Source organism: Arthrobacter sp. StoSoilB20 (assembly GCF_019977295.1).
Taxonomy (GTDB): Bacteria; Actinomycetota; Actinomycetes; order Actinomycetales; family Micrococcaceae; genus Arthrobacter; species Arthrobacter nicotinovorans_A.
Window position 1 is genome coordinate 2,814,724 of record NZ_AP024651.1, and the last position, 14,367, is coordinate 2,829,090.

At 61.4% G+C, this 14,367-nt stretch carries 15 protein-coding genes, 2 tRNA genes and 1 other RNA gene; 9 read left to right on the forward strand and 9 right to left on the reverse strand.

What is annotated here, in order from left to right; all coding sequences use genetic code 11:
• Positions 1 to 11: 11 nt before the first annotated feature.
• A tRNA-Arg gene (locus LDN85_RS12695) sits at positions 12 to 87 on the reverse strand.
• A 219-nt stretch (positions 88 to 306) separates the two neighbouring features.
• On the opposite strand from LDN85_RS12695, the gene LDN85_RS12700 reads away from it, so the two are divergent.
• The gene (locus LDN85_RS12700) at positions 307 to 906 is read left to right on the forward strand and encodes a single-stranded DNA-binding protein (RefSeq protein WP_223943234.1); all 600 of its coding nucleotides are present in this window, start codon (positions 307 to 309) and stop codon (positions 904 to 906) included.
• A 144-nt stretch (positions 907 to 1,050) separates the two neighbouring features.
• Here LDN85_RS12700 and map read toward each other — a convergent pair whose 3' ends face one another.
• Positions 1,051 to 1,818 (reverse strand): type I methionyl aminopeptidase, encoded by a 768-nt coding sequence (gene map / locus LDN85_RS12705; RefSeq protein WP_223943235.1) that lies wholly within the window; start codon positions 1,816 to 1,818, stop codon positions 1,051 to 1,053.
• Between the two features lie 150 nt (positions 1,819 to 1,968).
• Here map and LDN85_RS12710 point away from each other — a divergent pair, with 150 nt between their 5' ends.
• A complete protein-coding gene (locus tag LDN85_RS12710) occupies positions 1,969 to 2,652 on the forward strand; it encodes a DNA alkylation repair protein (protein ID WP_223943236.1) in 684 nt (227 codons plus the stop codon).
• 25 nt (positions 2,653 to 2,677) lie between these two features.
• On the opposite strand, the gene mptB is transcribed toward LDN85_RS12710, so the two are convergent.
• Positions 2,678 to 4,231: a polyprenol phosphomannose-dependent alpha 1,6 mannosyltransferase MptB gene (gene mptB / locus LDN85_RS12715; protein ID WP_026542372.1), complete on the reverse strand. Its 1,554-nt coding sequence runs from the start codon at positions 4,229 to 4,231 to the stop codon at positions 2,678 to 2,680.
• Between the two features lie 189 nt (positions 4,232 to 4,420).
• Here mptB and orn point away from each other — a divergent pair, with 189 nt between their 5' ends.
• The 4 genes from orn (at position 4,421) to LDN85_RS12735 (ending at position 6,762) form a co-directional block, all read left to right on the forward strand.
• Entirely contained in the window at positions 4,421 to 5,014 is a 594-nt protein-coding gene (gene orn / locus LDN85_RS12720) for an oligoribonuclease (protein ID WP_026542371.1), read from the forward strand.
• Between the two features lie 132 nt (positions 5,015 to 5,146).
• A tRNA-His gene (locus LDN85_RS12725) sits at positions 5,147 to 5,222 on the forward strand.
• A 124-nt stretch (positions 5,223 to 5,346) separates the two neighbouring features.
• Positions 5,347 to 5,919 (forward strand): peptide deformylase, encoded by a 573-nt coding sequence (gene def / locus LDN85_RS12730; RefSeq protein WP_223943237.1) that lies wholly within the window; start codon positions 5,347 to 5,349, stop codon positions 5,917 to 5,919.
• 3 nt (positions 5,920 to 5,922) lie between these two features.
• The gene (locus tag LDN85_RS12735) at positions 5,923 to 6,762 is read left to right on the forward strand and encodes an acyltransferase domain-containing protein (RefSeq protein WP_223943238.1); all 840 of its coding nucleotides are present in this window, start codon (positions 5,923 to 5,925) and stop codon (positions 6,760 to 6,762) included.
• Here LDN85_RS12735 and LDN85_RS12740 read toward each other — a convergent pair.
• The 4 genes from LDN85_RS12740 to rnpB all read right to left on the reverse strand — a co-directional run bounded on the left by LDN85_RS12740 (position 6,747) and on the right by rnpB (position 10,090).
• Entirely contained in the window at positions 6,747 to 7,547 is an 801-nt protein-coding gene (locus LDN85_RS12740) for an HNH endonuclease family protein (protein WP_026548225.1), read from the reverse strand. The genes LDN85_RS12735 and LDN85_RS12740 overlap by 16 nt on opposite strands.
• A 116-nt stretch (positions 7,548 to 7,663) precedes the next feature.
• On the reverse strand, positions 7,664 to 7,873 hold the full coding sequence (locus LDN85_RS12745; protein WP_026542367.1) for a hypothetical protein: 210 nt from the start codon (positions 7,871 to 7,873) through the stop codon (positions 7,664 to 7,666).
• 74 nt (positions 7,874 to 7,947) lie between these two features.
• Positions 7,948 to 9,399, reverse strand: coding sequence for a glyceraldehyde-3-phosphate dehydrogenase (locus LDN85_RS12750; RefSeq protein WP_263422097.1), 1,452 nt, complete (start codon positions 9,397 to 9,399; stop codon positions 7,948 to 7,950).
• Positions 9,400 to 9,698: 299 nt separating this feature from the next.
• An RNA gene (gene rnpB / locus LDN85_RS12755) (RNase P RNA component class A) lies at positions 9,699 to 10,090 on the reverse strand.
• 58 nt (positions 10,091 to 10,148) lie between these two features.
• On the opposite strand from rnpB, the gene LDN85_RS12760 reads away from it, so the two are divergent.
• Positions 10,149 to 10,910, forward strand: a complete 762-nt coding sequence (locus LDN85_RS12760) for a peroxide stress protein YaaA (RefSeq protein WP_223943240.1) — start codon at positions 10,149 to 10,151, stop codon at positions 10,908 to 10,910.
• A gap of 31 nt (positions 10,911 to 10,941) precedes the next feature.
• Here LDN85_RS12760 and LDN85_RS12765 read toward each other — a convergent pair whose 3' ends face one another.
• Positions 10,942 to 11,679, reverse strand: coding sequence for a C4-type zinc ribbon domain-containing protein (locus LDN85_RS12765; RefSeq protein ID WP_223943241.1), 738 nt, complete (start codon positions 11,677 to 11,679; stop codon positions 10,942 to 10,944).
• Positions 11,680 to 11,769: 90 nt separating this feature from the next.
• Positions 11,770 to 12,699: a Nif3-like dinuclear metal center hexameric protein gene (locus tag LDN85_RS12770; RefSeq protein ID WP_035761162.1), complete on the reverse strand. Its 930-nt coding sequence runs from the start codon at positions 12,697 to 12,699 to the stop codon at positions 11,770 to 11,772.
• 135 nt (positions 12,700 to 12,834) lie between these two features.
• Here LDN85_RS12770 and msrA point away from each other — a divergent pair, with 135 nt between their 5' ends.
• Together msrA and cysK are read left to right on the forward strand one after the other, a co-directional pair.
• On the forward strand, positions 12,835 to 13,359 hold the full coding sequence (gene msrA, locus LDN85_RS12775; RefSeq protein WP_026542361.1) for a peptide-methionine (S)-S-oxide reductase MsrA: 525 nt from the start codon (positions 12,835 to 12,837) through the stop codon (positions 13,357 to 13,359).
• Between the two features lie 66 nt (positions 13,360 to 13,425).
• Positions 13,426 to 14,361 carry a cysteine synthase A gene (cysK, locus tag LDN85_RS12780; protein ID WP_024817121.1) on the forward strand — a complete coding sequence of 312 codons (936 nt, stop codon included), beginning with the start codon at positions 13,426 to 13,428 and terminating at the stop codon, positions 14,359 to 14,361.
• The last annotated feature ends 6 nt before the right edge of the window (positions 14,362 to 14,367 follow it).

Sequence of the window (14,367 nt, forward strand, 5' to 3'; positions counted from 1 at the left end):
GGGGGATGCGGTGGTGCCCCAGGAGGGAATCGAACCCCCGACCGGCGGATTAGAAGGCCGCTGCTCTATCCCCTGAGCTACTGGGGCGCACTGGCATCCCACCGCTATGGGCGGCGGGCGCCACAAAGAGTTTACAGTGCGATCGCGGTATGGCCAGCCACGTCCGCACCGTTGTCGTCCCGCCCTCCACAGGGGCATCTTCGCCCGGGTTATGCACATAGGCGAACGGGGCACTGCTTTGGACGACCTTGCTGGACGAAGCTGAAGGAGCCGGACAGGCACTTCCTACATCCAGAAGGACCATCAATGAATGACATGATCACCGTTCGGGGTTTCGTGGCCTCGGAGGTTAAGAGTTCCACTACTACCCGGGGCACGGCAACAGCATCCTTCCGTTTGGGAACCACCGAACGACGATATGACCGGGCGAACAACACTTGGGTTGATGGCAACACCAATTGGTACACCGTGCAATCGTTCCGGTTCCTCGCCGGGCATGTGGGGTGCAGCATCAAAAAGGGACAGCGCGTTTTGGTCGCAGGAAGGCTGCGGTTGAGGCAATGGGAACATGAAGGCCGCGTCTATCATGTGGCGGAGATCGATGCCGAGTCCGTGGGGCACGACCTCATGTGGGGCTCTGCCAACTTCACCCGCATGAGCGGCACCTCGGCCCCAGCGGACTCCACCACTGCAGACTCCGCTGCGGCCGGCATTTCGCCATCGGAGCAGGCCTTGGCCGACCCGGCATCGGTCAGCGCCGGGAGCAGCAGCGAGTGGGAGGCAGAGGAGGCTGAACAAGCTCCCCCGGAGGACGAGTCAGTGCCGGCCGGGATGGACGATCCCGAGGGAACAGGCCCTTTGATGGTGAACACCACGACAGGAGAGCTGGTGGGCGCAGGCGTTTGAACGAGCTGTTCCGGAGCAAGGGCGAACTATCCGGTGCTGGGGCCGGTGGTTCGCCCTTTGCCGGGGACACGCATCCGGGCCGCTGTCAGGGCGGTCAGTTGTTGCATGGCTGCACCGTGAAATCGCCACAGTGGTGTATCCGATTTACGGCAGTGTCAGGATCAATGGGCCGTCAGCGGTGATGGCAACCGTATGCTCGCTGTGGGCCGCCCTCTGTCCGTTCGCCGATCGCAGGGTCCACTCGTCTTCATCGTGGTAGTAATCGTCCTTTCCACCAAGAATCAGCATGGGCTCGATGGCAATAACCAGCCCGTCCTCGAGCTTCATGCCCCGCCCCGGCCTTCCGATGTTGGGCACCGGTGGTTCTGCGTGCATGGTCCGGCCGATACCGTGTCCGCCGTGATCGGCCAGCAGCCCGTACCCTGCCCGTTTGGCTTCACCACCAATGGCGTAGGCGAGGTCACCCATTTTGTTGCCCACACGGGCGGCTTCCACACCCCTTGCAAGGGCGGCTTCGGTTGCATCAATGAGCTGCTGATCCAAGGGATTACCCTCCCCCACTATGAAGCTGACGGCTGCGTCTCCGCACCACCCGTCGAGAAAGGCGCCGCAGTCAACACTCAGGAGATCGCCGTCTTCAAGCACGTAGCCGTTCGGGATCCCGTGGACTACGGCGTCATTGACACTGGCACAGATCACGCCGGGGAATGGGACGGCAGCCCACCGGGGGTGATAGTCGAGGAATGCCGGCCTGGCCCCGGCGTCGGACATCACTGCCGCCGCGACGTCGTCGAGTTCCTTGAGGGAGACGCCCACTGCAGCGTGCTCCTTGACCGCTGACAGCGCGTTGGCCACCACGCGGCCGGCCTCGCGCATCAGCTCTATCTGCTCGGGCGTCTTCAGCATTGACATCCAAGGTCCTCCGTTGCTGGGCATCCTTCAGGGGGTTTGCGCGGCCGACTGCTCCACCCTGCCCACTTTACGGCCACACGGCAAGGCCTTGGCGGTGCCCAAGCGTTGTCCGGAAGACGAACGATGCCCCACCGGTCCTACAGTTGACGCATGACCAAGGAACTGGTGGAATCAATCCGCTCCTCGCTCCGCGACGCGGGCGACGCTGAACGGGCCGTTGGCGCCCAGGCCTACATGAAGTCGGAGATGCCCTCGCTCGGTGTCAGGGTCCCGGAGGTGCGAAGCGGCGTCAAAGCCGCAGTAAAGGAATTTCCTCCCTCAACCCCACCAGAACTGCGGGGTGCAGTCCTGCAGCTGTGGCGCGAAGCGAAGGCACGGGAGGAACGGTATGCAGCCATTGACTTGACGGGCCTGAGGCTGGTGAAAGAGGACCTGGAGATGCTGCCGGTCTACGAGGAAATCATCCGGACGGGAGCCTGGTGGGACCTCGTCGATGGAGTGGCGCACCGGATCTGCGCGCTGTTGCTTGCCCATAGGCCAATCATGACGCCCCTGCTCCTCGGCTGGGCCAGGGATCGGGATATGTGGATCCGCCGTGCCGCAATAACTGCCCAGTTGGGGGCAAAGACCAGGACCGATCACGCCCTGCTGGCCGCAGTTATCAACCACAACATGGACGACAAGGAATTCTTCATCCGCAAAGCCATCGGTTGGGCGCTGCGCGAATACAGCAAGTCAGATCCTGAATGGGTACGGGCGTTCGCTGCGGACAACTCAACATCGCTGAGCCCATTGTCCCTACGCGAGGGTACCCGGCTTCTGTCGTCCCGCTGATTCCGCGCAGCAACGTCAACCCGGCTCAGATGATGGGACGGAGGCCTGGTTCATCCTGCTTGCGGAACAAGCTCTTGGTTTTCGGGTCAACGAAGATCAAGTACACGGCGAAGAGCAAGGCAATGATGGCGGCCGCGTTCCGGGCCAACGTCAGGGCGAGGCCGAGGTCTTCACTCTGGAGGTACGGGAAGACATCCAACTGGTCCGAAATGGCGTAGACCATAAAGAACGACACCACGAAGTAGACGGCTTTGACCTGCCAGTCATTGCGGATACCGGTAACTGCGAACAGCGGAATCAACCACACCACGTACCAGGACTGGATCATCGGCGCCAGAATCACAATGGCGGCAAATGCCAAAGTGAGCCGGCGCATGAGGCGGTCGTAGTCACCACGGAAGACCTGCCAGGCGATAGCGCCCACCATCAAGATCTTGCCGGCATCGTAGACCCATTTGGCCATGCCCCAGCCGTCCAGCCCGAAGACGTTGAAGATCGAAGCCACCACCAGTCCGATCAGGCCGATGGGGGCGTACCAGATCCAGACACTGCCGGGGGCTGACAGGCCGTTGATCCAACCGAATCCGAATCCATTGACCATGCTCATGGCATACAACAGTCCGAAGCTCAGCCCGGCAGTCAAGAACCAGAAAAGGAACTTACGTGGCCAGGATGCCCCCTTGCCTGCCCACAAGAGCCCAATGAACGGAAGGAACACCACCGTAATCGGCTTCACGGAGATGGAGAGGGTCACCAGCACCAACCCCAGGATCACACGGCGTGTTGCGCAGTAGTACAGGCCCGCGAGAGCCAGGCCGATCATGAGCGCGTCATTGTGGACGCTGGCTATGAAGTTGGTCAGGAAGAGCGGGTTTGCGGCCGTCAACCACAGCGCCCTGTGCGGGTTTACTCCATGGAGCTCCGCAAGCTTGGGCACATAAATGATGCAGAGAACGATGCCCACCAGGGCAACCAGCCGGAAGAGCATGATGCTTGCTTCGGGTTGGACATTGGTCACCCAGACCACGAACTGCTCGATCCACAGGAACAACTGCCCGTAGGGCACAGGCGCTTCTGTCCACATCTTGTCCGCGCCCAATTGGAAGTAGTTGGGCAGCGCGGAAATCCCATTCTCGTAGGGATTGATGCCTTCGACCATCAGGCGGCCTTGGCCGATGTACGCGTACACATCCCTGCTGAAGAGGGGAACTGTGAACATCATGGGCAAACCCCACGCAGCCACGGCCTGGAGCGTTGCTTTCCTGGCTTCCAGTCCCCACACCCGGACGCGCTGGCCGAGTCGAAGCCAAGCCCGGACGAGCAGCATTCCACCCACAGCCAGCAGGACAATTGAGAGGGCGACGCCCACGCCTTCAGTACGCATCCAGATGAAGAGCGGCAACCGCCGGAGTTCTGAAACCGGAGCTAACCAGCCCACACCCAGGGACCCGAAAACCATGAACATGGAGCCGATGAAACCGGCGATCAGTGGCGACCGGGCATTATCAACCTCGGCAGCAGCATTCGCCGTCGGCGCTGCTGTCCCTGCCTTCTGGGCGGCGGGTACTGGCACCGTCATGTGGTCGTCATCCAATCGTTCACCCGGTATATCCGGGAGAAATTCAGCGTCTTTGGGGCTTTCAGCGACAGGAAGAAAAAGACACTGCCGCGCTCAAAAATCGTACCATCAGAGCATTCCGAAGCGCCTGAAGGATAGGCTGGGCGCGTGCCTATTACTAATGAACGCATCGTCTGGATCGACTGCGAAATGACCGGCCTGGACCTGAAGAACGACGCCCTGATCGAAGTTGCGGCGCTGGTGACCGATTCCGAGCTCAATATCCTGGGCGACGGTGTCGACGTCGTTATCAAGCCCGACGATGCCGCCCTGGAACAAATGAATGATTTTGTACGGGACATGCATACCCGCTCCAAACTTCTTGATGAACTTCCCTACGGGAAGACCATGGCCGAGGCTGAAGCCGAGGTTCTTGAGTACATCGAGAAGTGGGTTCCCGATCCCCGCAAGGCGCCCTTGGGCGGAAACTCCGTGGGAACGGACCGGATGTTCCTGGCCAGGGACATGCCAAACATCGTCGAACACCTCCACTACCGCGTCATCGATGTCAGCACCATCAAGGAGTTGTCGCGGCGGTGGTTCCCGCGCGCCTACTTCCAGTCACCTGCCAAGCACGGCGGACACCGGGCACTTGGCGACATCAAGGACTCCATTGACGAACTCCGCTACTACCGGCAAGCCGTCTTCGTGCCCGCTCCCGGACCGGACACTGCTACGGCACAGCGCATCTCCAAGGACGTCGTAGCCACCGCAGAGACCTTGGGATCCACCGAATCAGTGTGATCTGCACCATTTTTCAAGGTTTTTTCGCCAAAACCGGCAAAAGTGGACTTTGCACCCCAAAACAGCAGGTAAGCTATTTGTCGTTGCCTTGAAGGAAAGCCGGTCAAACGGTTCAGCCCCAAAAGGCACATGGTGGGCTTAGCTCAGTTGGCAGAGCGCCTGGTTGTGGTCCAGGAGGTCGCGGGTTCAACCCCCGTAGCTCACCCCACCGAGATTGGCTGCAGAGCCGGTTTCCACAAAGGCCGCACCGGTTATCCGGTGCGGCCTTTGCTTTTAACTTCAGGCGCACCTGTACCGCCCTGAACCTCAGTGATCGATAAGGAAGACCTGACATGACCGTCCTGCCAGTCACCATTTGGGGCGAACCCGTATTGCATCGCCGGGCCAGCGAAGTGGAGGTTTTCGACGACGAACTCCGCGCGCTCATCGCGGACATGTTCGAAACCAACGACGCCGCCAACGGCGTGGGTCTCGCAGCCCCTCAGATTGGCGTAGGCAAGCGACTGTTCGTCTACAAGTACGCCAATGATGACGACGTTCCCGAACAGGGCGTGGTGGTCAACCCCGTTCTTACCCTCTCCAAGGTTTCTGGGGCTCTTCCCGATCCTGATGAGCACGTGGAGGGTTGCTTGTCCTTCCCGGGTGAGTACTACCCCCTGCAGCGGGCTGAGTGGACGCGCGTCCAGGGCTTCGATGGTGATGGCAACCCGGTGGACTTTGAAGCGACCGGCTGGTTCGCCAGGATCCTGCAGCACGAGTACGACCATCTGGACGGCAAGCTGTACGTCAACCGGCTGGTGGACAGGTACTCAAAGAAGGCCCTCAAGCAAGCGAAGAAGCACGGCTGGGGCGTTCCGGGATTGACCTGGATGCCTGGCGTCGATCCCGACCCCTTCGGACACTAAGCCATGGCTTCAACAACGCACGCTGAGCTGTTCGAACTCCTGGACATTACCGGCGAAGACGCCGAAGAATGCACTGCCCTGTTGGCAACCCAGCCCAGTGAAGCGGTGCTGTTCGCCGTGGCCGCCATGGAAGAACGGCTTGGCACCTTCCCGCTGGACAGCATCAAGGCCGATAACGCCAGTGAGACAGTTTGGATCGAAGCCCTGCTCCGCTTCTCCCCCACTGTCCACGCTTATCATCTGGGCCTGGGTATCAGTCCGGAGGTATCGGCAGCGTCATTGGCCGACGTAGGACTGCAACTGCGGATTAACCGCCGCGTCCACGGCCATTTCGGCCTCGACACGTGGGCCTGGCTGACTCTGCACATGGCCGGGAATCTGTTCAGGCTTGGACGGCTGCAGTTCCATTTGGTCCGCAGTTCGGAGGAACCAAACCACTCGGGCGCGCCTACGGCGGATCAAGGCTGGGTGCTCGGCGTGCACATCCCCGAGGACGGCGGACTCTCCCCCGCACTGGTGGATGCAAGCCTTGCCGAGGCAAAATTATTCTTCCCCAGGTACTTCCCTGATAAACCTGCATCAGCAGCAACGTGTGATTCCTGGATGCTGGATCCTTACCTTGCCGAGCGACTCCCGGGCAGCAACATTGCCTCCTTCGCGCGGCGCTTCACGGTGGACCGGTGCTCTGATGCCCCCACCGACGCCGTCTATTTCACCTTCCGGCAGCGCGGAATCCAGGACTTGGACAAGCTCCCCAGGGACACCTCACTTCAGCGGGTGGTCCTTGAAAGAATCGACGACGGCGGCACCTGGCAGTTGGGGCACGGTCACCTCGAGCTGTAGATCGTCTGTTGACCCGGGCAGGAGGAGAGAACGCCTTTCATGGCGTCCTTCTCAGCCTGGGTCACCCAGAGCTTATAAGCGGTCTTCACGGAAATTTGCCGGGCTACATAGTGGCAGCGGAAGTTCTTGTTCGCCGGCAGCCAGGTCGCGGCGTCGCCTGCGCCCTTCTTGACGTTCGCCGGCCCGTCCGCCGCAATCAGGTTCAAAGGATCATTGGCCAATATCCGGCGCTGCTGCAGGGTCAGCTGCTGTGCACCTTTTTGCCAGGCGTCAGCCAGCGCAACCACATGGTCTATTTGGACGGACGAACTGGTGTCCTGTCCTCGTCGGAAAGTAACCTGTGCGCCGGTGTAGGGTTCGTGGAACGTGCCGGCGGCCACCTTGCAGGAAGATCCCTCGGTGAACTCGACCGCAGAGAGATCACGCCGCAGGATGTCGTTCCTGGTATCGCATCCATTCCTGTCGGCATCGGCCCAGGCCTGTCCGAAAGCTGCCCGATCGTAGTTGGACTGGGGAGCCCGGCCCTTGACCGGAAGTCGATCCAAGGCCTCAGCGGCGTCCCCTGCAGCCACCGGTGCGGCTCCTTGCACGGGCTTCATCCAGAGGGGGTTGTAGACGGGAGCTTCACTGGGTCCCGCCAGCGACGGACTTGCGGCGTCAAATTGGCCCGTGCTGAAGAACCAGGAGAGTCCGCCCACGACGGTGACGGCAGACAGCGCAAGGATTGTCCATGCTTGCCGGGATCTGCGGCGGGCGCGCTTGTAGGCGGACCAGGTGATACTCAAGGGACTCCATCCAGTGGGGGCAGGCAGGTCCTACGAGCGTAGGACAAGGCCCCGACAGAAAGAGCCGGTTCCACAGTGTGTAGGAGAAGTCACACCGTGAGGGCTGAATTCCGGGTTTATTGCTCGCGCATCACGCGCTGCAAATCCTCTGTTGCTACAGCGAGGAGTCCGCGCAGTTGCTCAACCCGTTGGTCCGGGACGTCACCGGAGGCATTGGCTGCGACAGCCTGATCCAGGAGTTTTTGGGCTTGTTTGTGATTGGCGCGGGCCACATCAAGCGCATGTTCCAGTGTGGTTTCGTGCTCCAGAGTCGATTCGTTTTCCATGAACCCATTTTGGTCAGGTTTCCCGGCCGATGCCAGTGACACAGCCGGGAAACCCGTGAATACTTCCGGAGTGCCTAGGCGCCGGCCGCTTCGAGAACCGCGATCGGAGCCACAACGTCGCGCGCCGGGAACGACGGCGGGTTGACGCCTGCCATCTCCTCCATGACGCGGACTACCTGGCAGGAGTACCCGAACTCGTTGTCGTACCAAACGTAGAGAACGAGGTTCTTGTCGTTGGAGATCGTGGCGAGTCCGTCGACAATGCCGGCGCGGCGTGATCCGACGAAGTCCGTGGAGACAACATCGGGAGAATCGATGTAGTCGATCTGCTTACGCAGATCCGAATGCAGGGACATCTCGCGGAGGAAGTCGTTGACCTCATCGCGCGTGGTGCCCTTTTCAAGGTTCAGGTTCAGGATGGCCATGGAGACATCCGGCGTGGGAACGCGGATGGCATTGCCGGTCAGCTTGCCCTGAAGTTCCGGGAGAGCCTTGGCGACGGCCTTGGCAGCACCGGTTTCGGTGATGACCATGTTCAGCGCAGCGGAACGTCCACGGCGATCGCCCTTGTGGAAGTTGTCGATCAGGTTCTGGTCATTGGTGAACGAGTGCACGGTTTCGACGTGTCCGTGGATGATGCCGAACTTATCGTTGATGGCCTTCAGCACCGGGGTGATGGCGTTGGTGGTGCAGGAAGCAGCGGTGACGATCTTGTCGTCGTCCGCGATATCCCGGTGGTTGATGCCGTGGACAATGTTCTTCAGCTCGCCCTTGCCCGGTGCGGTGAGCAGGACGCGGGCAGCACCCTTGCTTTGCAGGTGCTGGGACAGGCCCTCAGCGTCACGCCAGCGGCCCGTGTTGTCCACCACCAGGGCGTCCTTGATGCCGTAGGCCGTGTAGTCAACCGTGGCGGGGTTGTCCGAGTAGATGACCTGGACCTGCACGCCGTTGGCGGTGATGGTGTTGGCTTCCTCGTCAACGCGGATGGTGCCCTCGAAGGATCCGTGGACGGAGTCGCGGCGCAGCAGGCTGGCGCGCTTGACGAGGTCATTCTCCGCACCCTTGCGTACGACAATCGCGCGGAGCCGCAGGCCGTGTCCGCCACCGGCCTTTTCAATAAGGATGCGGGCCAGGAGGCGGCCGATACGGCCAAAGCCGTAGAGGACGACGTCGGTGCTGGTGCGGTCGTCAGCGCCGCGCTTGCCAACGATCTCAGCAAGCTCTGCACGCAGGTACTCATCCAGGGAGGCGCCATTGCCTTCGGCCCGGAACTTCTCGGTCAGTCGTGCAATATCAATGGCTGCCGCGCCGAGTTCCAGCTCCGACAGGGCGTTCAGCAGGGGGGCGGTCTCTTCGAGCAGGAGCTCGTGGTTGCTCATCCGGCGGGCGAAACGGTGCGCCTTAAGGATGTTCATGGTGGACTTGTTGATCAGGCTGCGGCCGTGAATGCTGGTGACCACGTTGTTTTCCCGGTACAACCGGCCGATCACCGGAATCATGGCCTCGGCGAGGGCCTCCCGGCCCATCCACTTATCAAGACAAGAATCTGACGTCTGGCTCACAGAACTACCTTCCTTGGGTCAACCACATACGTCCTCGTATGCAGATGGCAGCGGCCGCCCGGAGTAGTCCTGCGGCACATGCGCCGGCGGGCTTCGGTCCACCCACAGCGCCTTGAACGAGAGCAAAGAAAATCCGCCGGCTGCGAACGCAGTCCCGGCGGCAGAACATCTACGTTCAGTAACCATTCTAGGGCTGAAGGCGGGAGCGTAGGCCGCCCGGAGGCGTGAAATCACTCACACGCCGCTATTGTGGCGGTCATAAATGGATGGGTCGACCGATACGCCGGGTTCTGTCATCCCTTTCCGTTACCGGAAAAGGAGTGGCGGCCATCCATCTACGAACGCCGTTGCCGACGCCCTCCAGCAGCCTACCCGGACACTCGGGCGGGCAGCCCTCAAACGTGTCCTGTCTGGCCTTGCTCCGGGTGGGGTTTACCTAGCCTCCCCGGTCACCCAGGGAGCTGGTGGTCTCTTACACCACCGTTTCACCCTTACCTGCTGCCGCACGATGAAAACATCGCGCAGCGCAGGCGGTCTGTTCTCTGTGGCACTGGCCTGCGGGTTACCCCGAGTGGGCGTTACCCACCACCCTGCCCTGCGGAGCCCGGACGTTCCTCGAGCCACTTTCGTGACGCGCGACCGCCTGGTCGACCCATCCGCCGTCCAGTCTACCGGCGTTGGGACCGGCCGAAGTCCGGCGGTAATATCGGCTGGTGCTGATTCTGCTTCCGCCTTCCGAAGGCAAGACCCCCGCTGCCAAAGGTCCCGCCATCGAGTGGGAGTCCCTCAGTTTTCCGGAGCTGAATCCTTACCGGGCAAAAGTCCTTGAGGCCCTGGGTACAGTCAGCGCGCACGAGGACGCACTCGCTTTGCTGGGCGTCGGAGCCTCGCTGCGGGACGACGTCGAACGTAATACCCGGCTCAACGCGGAACCGGCAGCGCCGGCGCACCAGGTCTATTCGGGTGTTCTTTACGACGCCTTGGGCTATAACAGCATGACTCCCACGCAGCGGCGCAAGGCCACCGAATCCATCCTGGTGGTCTCAGCCCTGTGGGGCGCCATCGGCTTTGGCGACCACGTGCCCGCCTATCGGCTGTCCATGGGAACGGCACTGCCCGACGTCGGACGCCTCGCCTCATTTTGGAAGCCGCAACTGAACGCTGCACTCGCCACGCGCAGCGAAGGGGAACTCCTGGTCGATTGCCGTTCCAGCACCTACGCCGCGGCCTGGGCTCCCCCGGCGGCGCAGACCGTCAATGTCAATGTCTTCAATGAGGCAAACGGCAAGCGCACCGTGGTCAGCCACTTTGCCAAGCACACACGCGGTGAGTTGGCACGGCACCTGTTGACCAGGCGCGGCAAAGCCCCGTCAACTCCAGGTCAGCTCCTGAAGGCTGCCGGCGAAGTGTGGACTGCGGAACTGGTTGAGGGCACGGCCCGCAAGCCCCACGCGCTGAACATCATCCTGACCTAGCCGGGCATGGGCCGGGAAAGGTGGGGCCCGGTCAGTTCCACTCGGCCGAACGGACCAGGATGACCCCTGAGTCCGGGCAAAAAACGATCTCGTCCTCGGCTGCGGCCTTGACCTCGGCAAGGTCGCCGGGGCTGAGCATCATGCCCGAGCCCTCGGACTTGCCGTGGAACAGGCGCGCAGCACCGACGCCACGCTTGGCAATGGTCTTCTCGTACACTGCCAGCAGCCCGGCATCAAGGGTGTCGGCGAACGCTGCGCGCTGGCCCCGAACCACGGTTTCTTCAGCTGCAATCTCGGCAATGGCTTCATCCAGCTCAGCGCGGATGCTGCCGAAGGAGCCCTGGATGTCATCGACAATCGCCTGCTGGGCGGCCTGACGCTCACGCAGCGTGTCCAGCCGCTCCAGGATCTCAAGTTCAACGTCCTCAAGGTCCGAGCGGCGCTTGTTCAGCGAGGCGATGTCATTTTGAAGTGCCACCAGGTCCTTGGACAGTCCCGTGCCACTGTTAAGCCGCGTTTCGTCACGTTCGATCCGGGTGGCAACCTGCTCCACGTCCGCCTCCGCACGCCGAAGCTCAGCCTCGGCGTCACGGACGGCCACCTTTGCCGCGCCGAGTTCACCATTGGCAACGGTCAGCGCATCCGTGAGGTCCTTGATCCGGGGATCGGTTTCAAAGACCCGCCGACGACCGGCCAGCGATTTAAGCTTGGCATCCAGCCCCTGCAGTTCAAGCAATTTCAGTTGTTCTGCCGGTGCTGCTTTCGCCACGCTTACCTCCGCTTGTCGCTGCCGGGCCTGGGGATCAGTTCCGGCCGGATCAACCCCGTTCTGTTGGGGCTGCCCGTATCCTTCTAGACTCTAGTCCCCGCCGGGAGTGAGTATGAAGTCCCAAGGATCGCTGTTGGTGCTGCTGACGCGGATTTCGACGTCATAGCCTTGGTCCGCTAGGACGTTTCCCAGCGCTTCGGCTGCGGCGGGCAGCCAAAGCCATTCGCTGGCAAAATGCGAAACGTCAATCAGGTAGGGGCGCCCGTTGCTTGCTCCCTCACGGGCTTCCGAGGCCGGATGGTGGCGCATGTCCGCGGTGACATACACGTCGGCGTTGCTGGCACGCACCGCGTCGAACAGGCTGTCTCCGGCCCCACCGCACACGGCGACCCGCCGGACCAGTCCGTCCTTGTCCCCGGCAACGCGGACACCACCGGCCACTGCCGGAAGCATTTCGAAGACCCTCGCCGCAAAGTCGCCGAGGGTGGCGAGTTCCGGCAGGTCGCCCACCCGGCCTATGCCTTCTTCAGGCAAGCCGTTGGCAGCGGGTGTCAGCGGGGACACGTTCTCAAGTCCAAAAGCGTCGGCAAGGACGTCCGAAACTCCTCCGACGGCGGAATCCCCGTTGGTATGGACGGTCAGGAGTCCGGTCCCGGCCTCGATCAACCGGTGGACCGCCAGGCCCTTTGCCGAGGTGGCGGCTACCGAATTCACCCCTTTAAGGAGCAGCGGATGGTGGGTAATCAACAACCCGGCGCCCCACTCAATGGCTTCATCAATAACATCCAACGTGGGGTCCACCGCAAAAAGGACCTTGGTAACGGGAACGTTGGGGCGCCCTACCACCAAGCCCACTTCGTCCCAGTCCTCCGCCAATGACTCAGGCCAGAGTTCCTCAACCGCCAGTAAGACCTGGCCTAGCGTGGGATCACCGCTGGCGGCACCTGTCTGGTCCTCTTCAACTGTTTGGTCATCGTCGACCGAATCCGCATCAGAAATGCCGGTGTTTACTGCTTCCATGCTCTTATTCTTCCCTACTTCGGACCTCCGACGGCGGATGAGGTGGTCCGCTCGCCCGAAGTACCTGCCAGGTGCCGTAATTCTCCCGTAAGGTGAAGCGGGAATCATCAAGCCCTCCCATCCATTGAAGAGAACATGAAAACTTTCGTACTTGGCGGTGGCTGCTTCTGGTGCCTGGACGCCGTTTACCAGAAAACCCGCGGTGTCAGCTCGGTTGTCTCGGGCTACACAGGCGGCCATGTCCGCAACCCCGACTACTACCAGGTCTGTTCCGGAACTACGGGGCATGCCGAAGTGGTGGCAGTAACGTTCGACGAGACCATAGTTCCGCAAGAGGTCATCCTGGACATGTTCTTTGCCCTGCATGACCCCACCACCTTGAACCGGCAGGGTTATGACGTTGGAACCCAGTACAGGTCCTCGATGTTCTACACCACCACGGAAGAAAAGGTGTTGTTCGAGGAGGCCATCGAGCGGGCCCAGGCCCTGTGGTCCGATCCGATTGTGACCGAGGTCAGCAGGCTCCCCGAATTCCATGAGGCCGAGGAAGTCCACCAGAATTACTACGCCAAATTCCCGTACCAGGGATATTGCCAGGTGATTATTAACCCGAAACTGGCAAAGGCCCGGAAATATTACTCTGCATGGCTTACTGCTTAGCGGTGTTTCGATCCGGCTGGTTAGGCTGACCTCAGCATTCCCTCTTCAGAGATAGGCGTAATTTTCATGGCAAGGATCTACGACGACGTCACGCAGCTGGTAGGCCGCACTCCGCTGGTCCGTTTGAACCGGCTCACCGAAGGCCTCGACGCCACGGTTGCGGTCAAGCTCGAGTTCTACAACCCGGCCAACAGCGTCAAGGACCGCATCGGTGTGGCCATCATTGACGCTGCCGAAAAGTCCGGCGCCTTGAAGCCCGGCGGAACCATCGTCGAAGGTACCTCCGGCAACACCGGCATCGCCTTGGCACTGGTGGGCGCAGCACGTGGCTACAAGGTCATCCTGACCATGCCGGAGACCATGTCCACAGAGCGCCGCGTCATGTTGCGCGCTTACGGTGCCGAGATCGTCCTGACGCCCGGATCCGAAGGCATGCGCGGCGCCGTCGAAAAGGCCCAGGAAATCGTTGCCAACACCGAGAACTCCATTTGGGCGCAGCAGTTCGCCAATGAAGCCAACCCGGCCATCCACCGCGCCACCACCGCCGAGGAAGTCTGGGAAGACACCGACGGTGAAGTGGACATCTTCGTTGCGGGCGTAGGCACCGGCGGAACCATCACCGGCGTCGGCCAGGTACTTAAGGAACGCAAGCCCGGCGTACAGATTGTGGCCATCGAGCCCAAGGACTCCGCCATCCTCAACGGCGGCGCTCCGGGACCCCACAAGATCCAGGGCATTGGCGCCAACTTTGTTCCCGAAATCCTGGACACCAATGTTTACGACGAAGTCCTGGATGCCACGTTGGAAGACTCCGTCCGCGTTGCCCGTGAACTCGGAGCCCGTGAAGGCATCCTCGGTGGCATTTCCTCCGGTGCCATCGTGTGGGGTGCCCTCGAGCTTGCCAAGCGTCCTGAGAACGCCGGCAAGTTGATTGTTGCCGTCGTCTGCGACTTTGGAGAGCGTTACATCTCCACTGTGCTCTTCGACGACATCCGCGGCTGACACGAC

Bases quoted from the DNA above. Each gene is read 5' to 3' on its own strand.
- LDN85_RS12700 (WP_223943234.1), top strand. From the start codon at position 307: ATGAATGACATGATCACCGTTCGGGGTTTCGTGGCCTCGGAGGTTAAG.
- map (WP_223943235.1), bottom strand. From the start codon at position 1,818: ATGTCAATGCTGAAGACGCCCGAGCAGATAGAGCTGATGCGCGAGGCC.
- LDN85_RS12710 (WP_223943236.1), top strand. From the start codon at position 1,969: ATGACCAAGGAACTGGTGGAATCAATCCGCTCCTCGCTCCGCGACGCG.
- mptB (WP_026542372.1), bottom strand. From the start codon at position 4,231: ATGACGGTGCCAGTACCCGCCGCCCAGAAGGCAGGGACAGCAGCGCCG.
- orn (WP_026542371.1), top strand. From the start codon at position 4,421: ATGACCGGCCTGGACCTGAAGAACGACGCCCTGATCGAAGTTGCGGCG.
- def (WP_223943237.1), top strand. From the start codon at position 5,347: ATGACCGTCCTGCCAGTCACCATTTGGGGCGAACCCGTATTGCATCGC.
- LDN85_RS12735 (WP_223943238.1), top strand. From the start codon at position 5,923: ATGGCTTCAACAACGCACGCTGAGCTGTTCGAACTCCTGGACATTACC.
- LDN85_RS12745 (WP_026542367.1), bottom strand. From the start codon at position 7,873: ATGGAAAACGAATCGACTCTGGAGCACGAAACCACACTGGAACATGCG.
- LDN85_RS12750 (WP_263422097.1), bottom strand. From the start codon at position 9,399: ATGGGCCGGGAGGCCCTCGCCGAGGCCATGATTCCGGTGATCGGCCGG.
- LDN85_RS12770 (WP_035761162.1), bottom strand. From the start codon at position 12,699: ATGGAAGCAGTAAACACCGGCATTTCTGATGCGGATTCGGTCGACGAT.
- msrA (WP_026542361.1), top strand. From the start codon at position 12,835: ATGAAAACTTTCGTACTTGGCGGTGGCTGCTTCTGGTGCCTGGACGCC.
- cysK (WP_024817121.1), top strand. From the start codon at position 13,426: ATGGCAAGGATCTACGACGACGTCACGCAGCTGGTAGGCCGCACTCCG.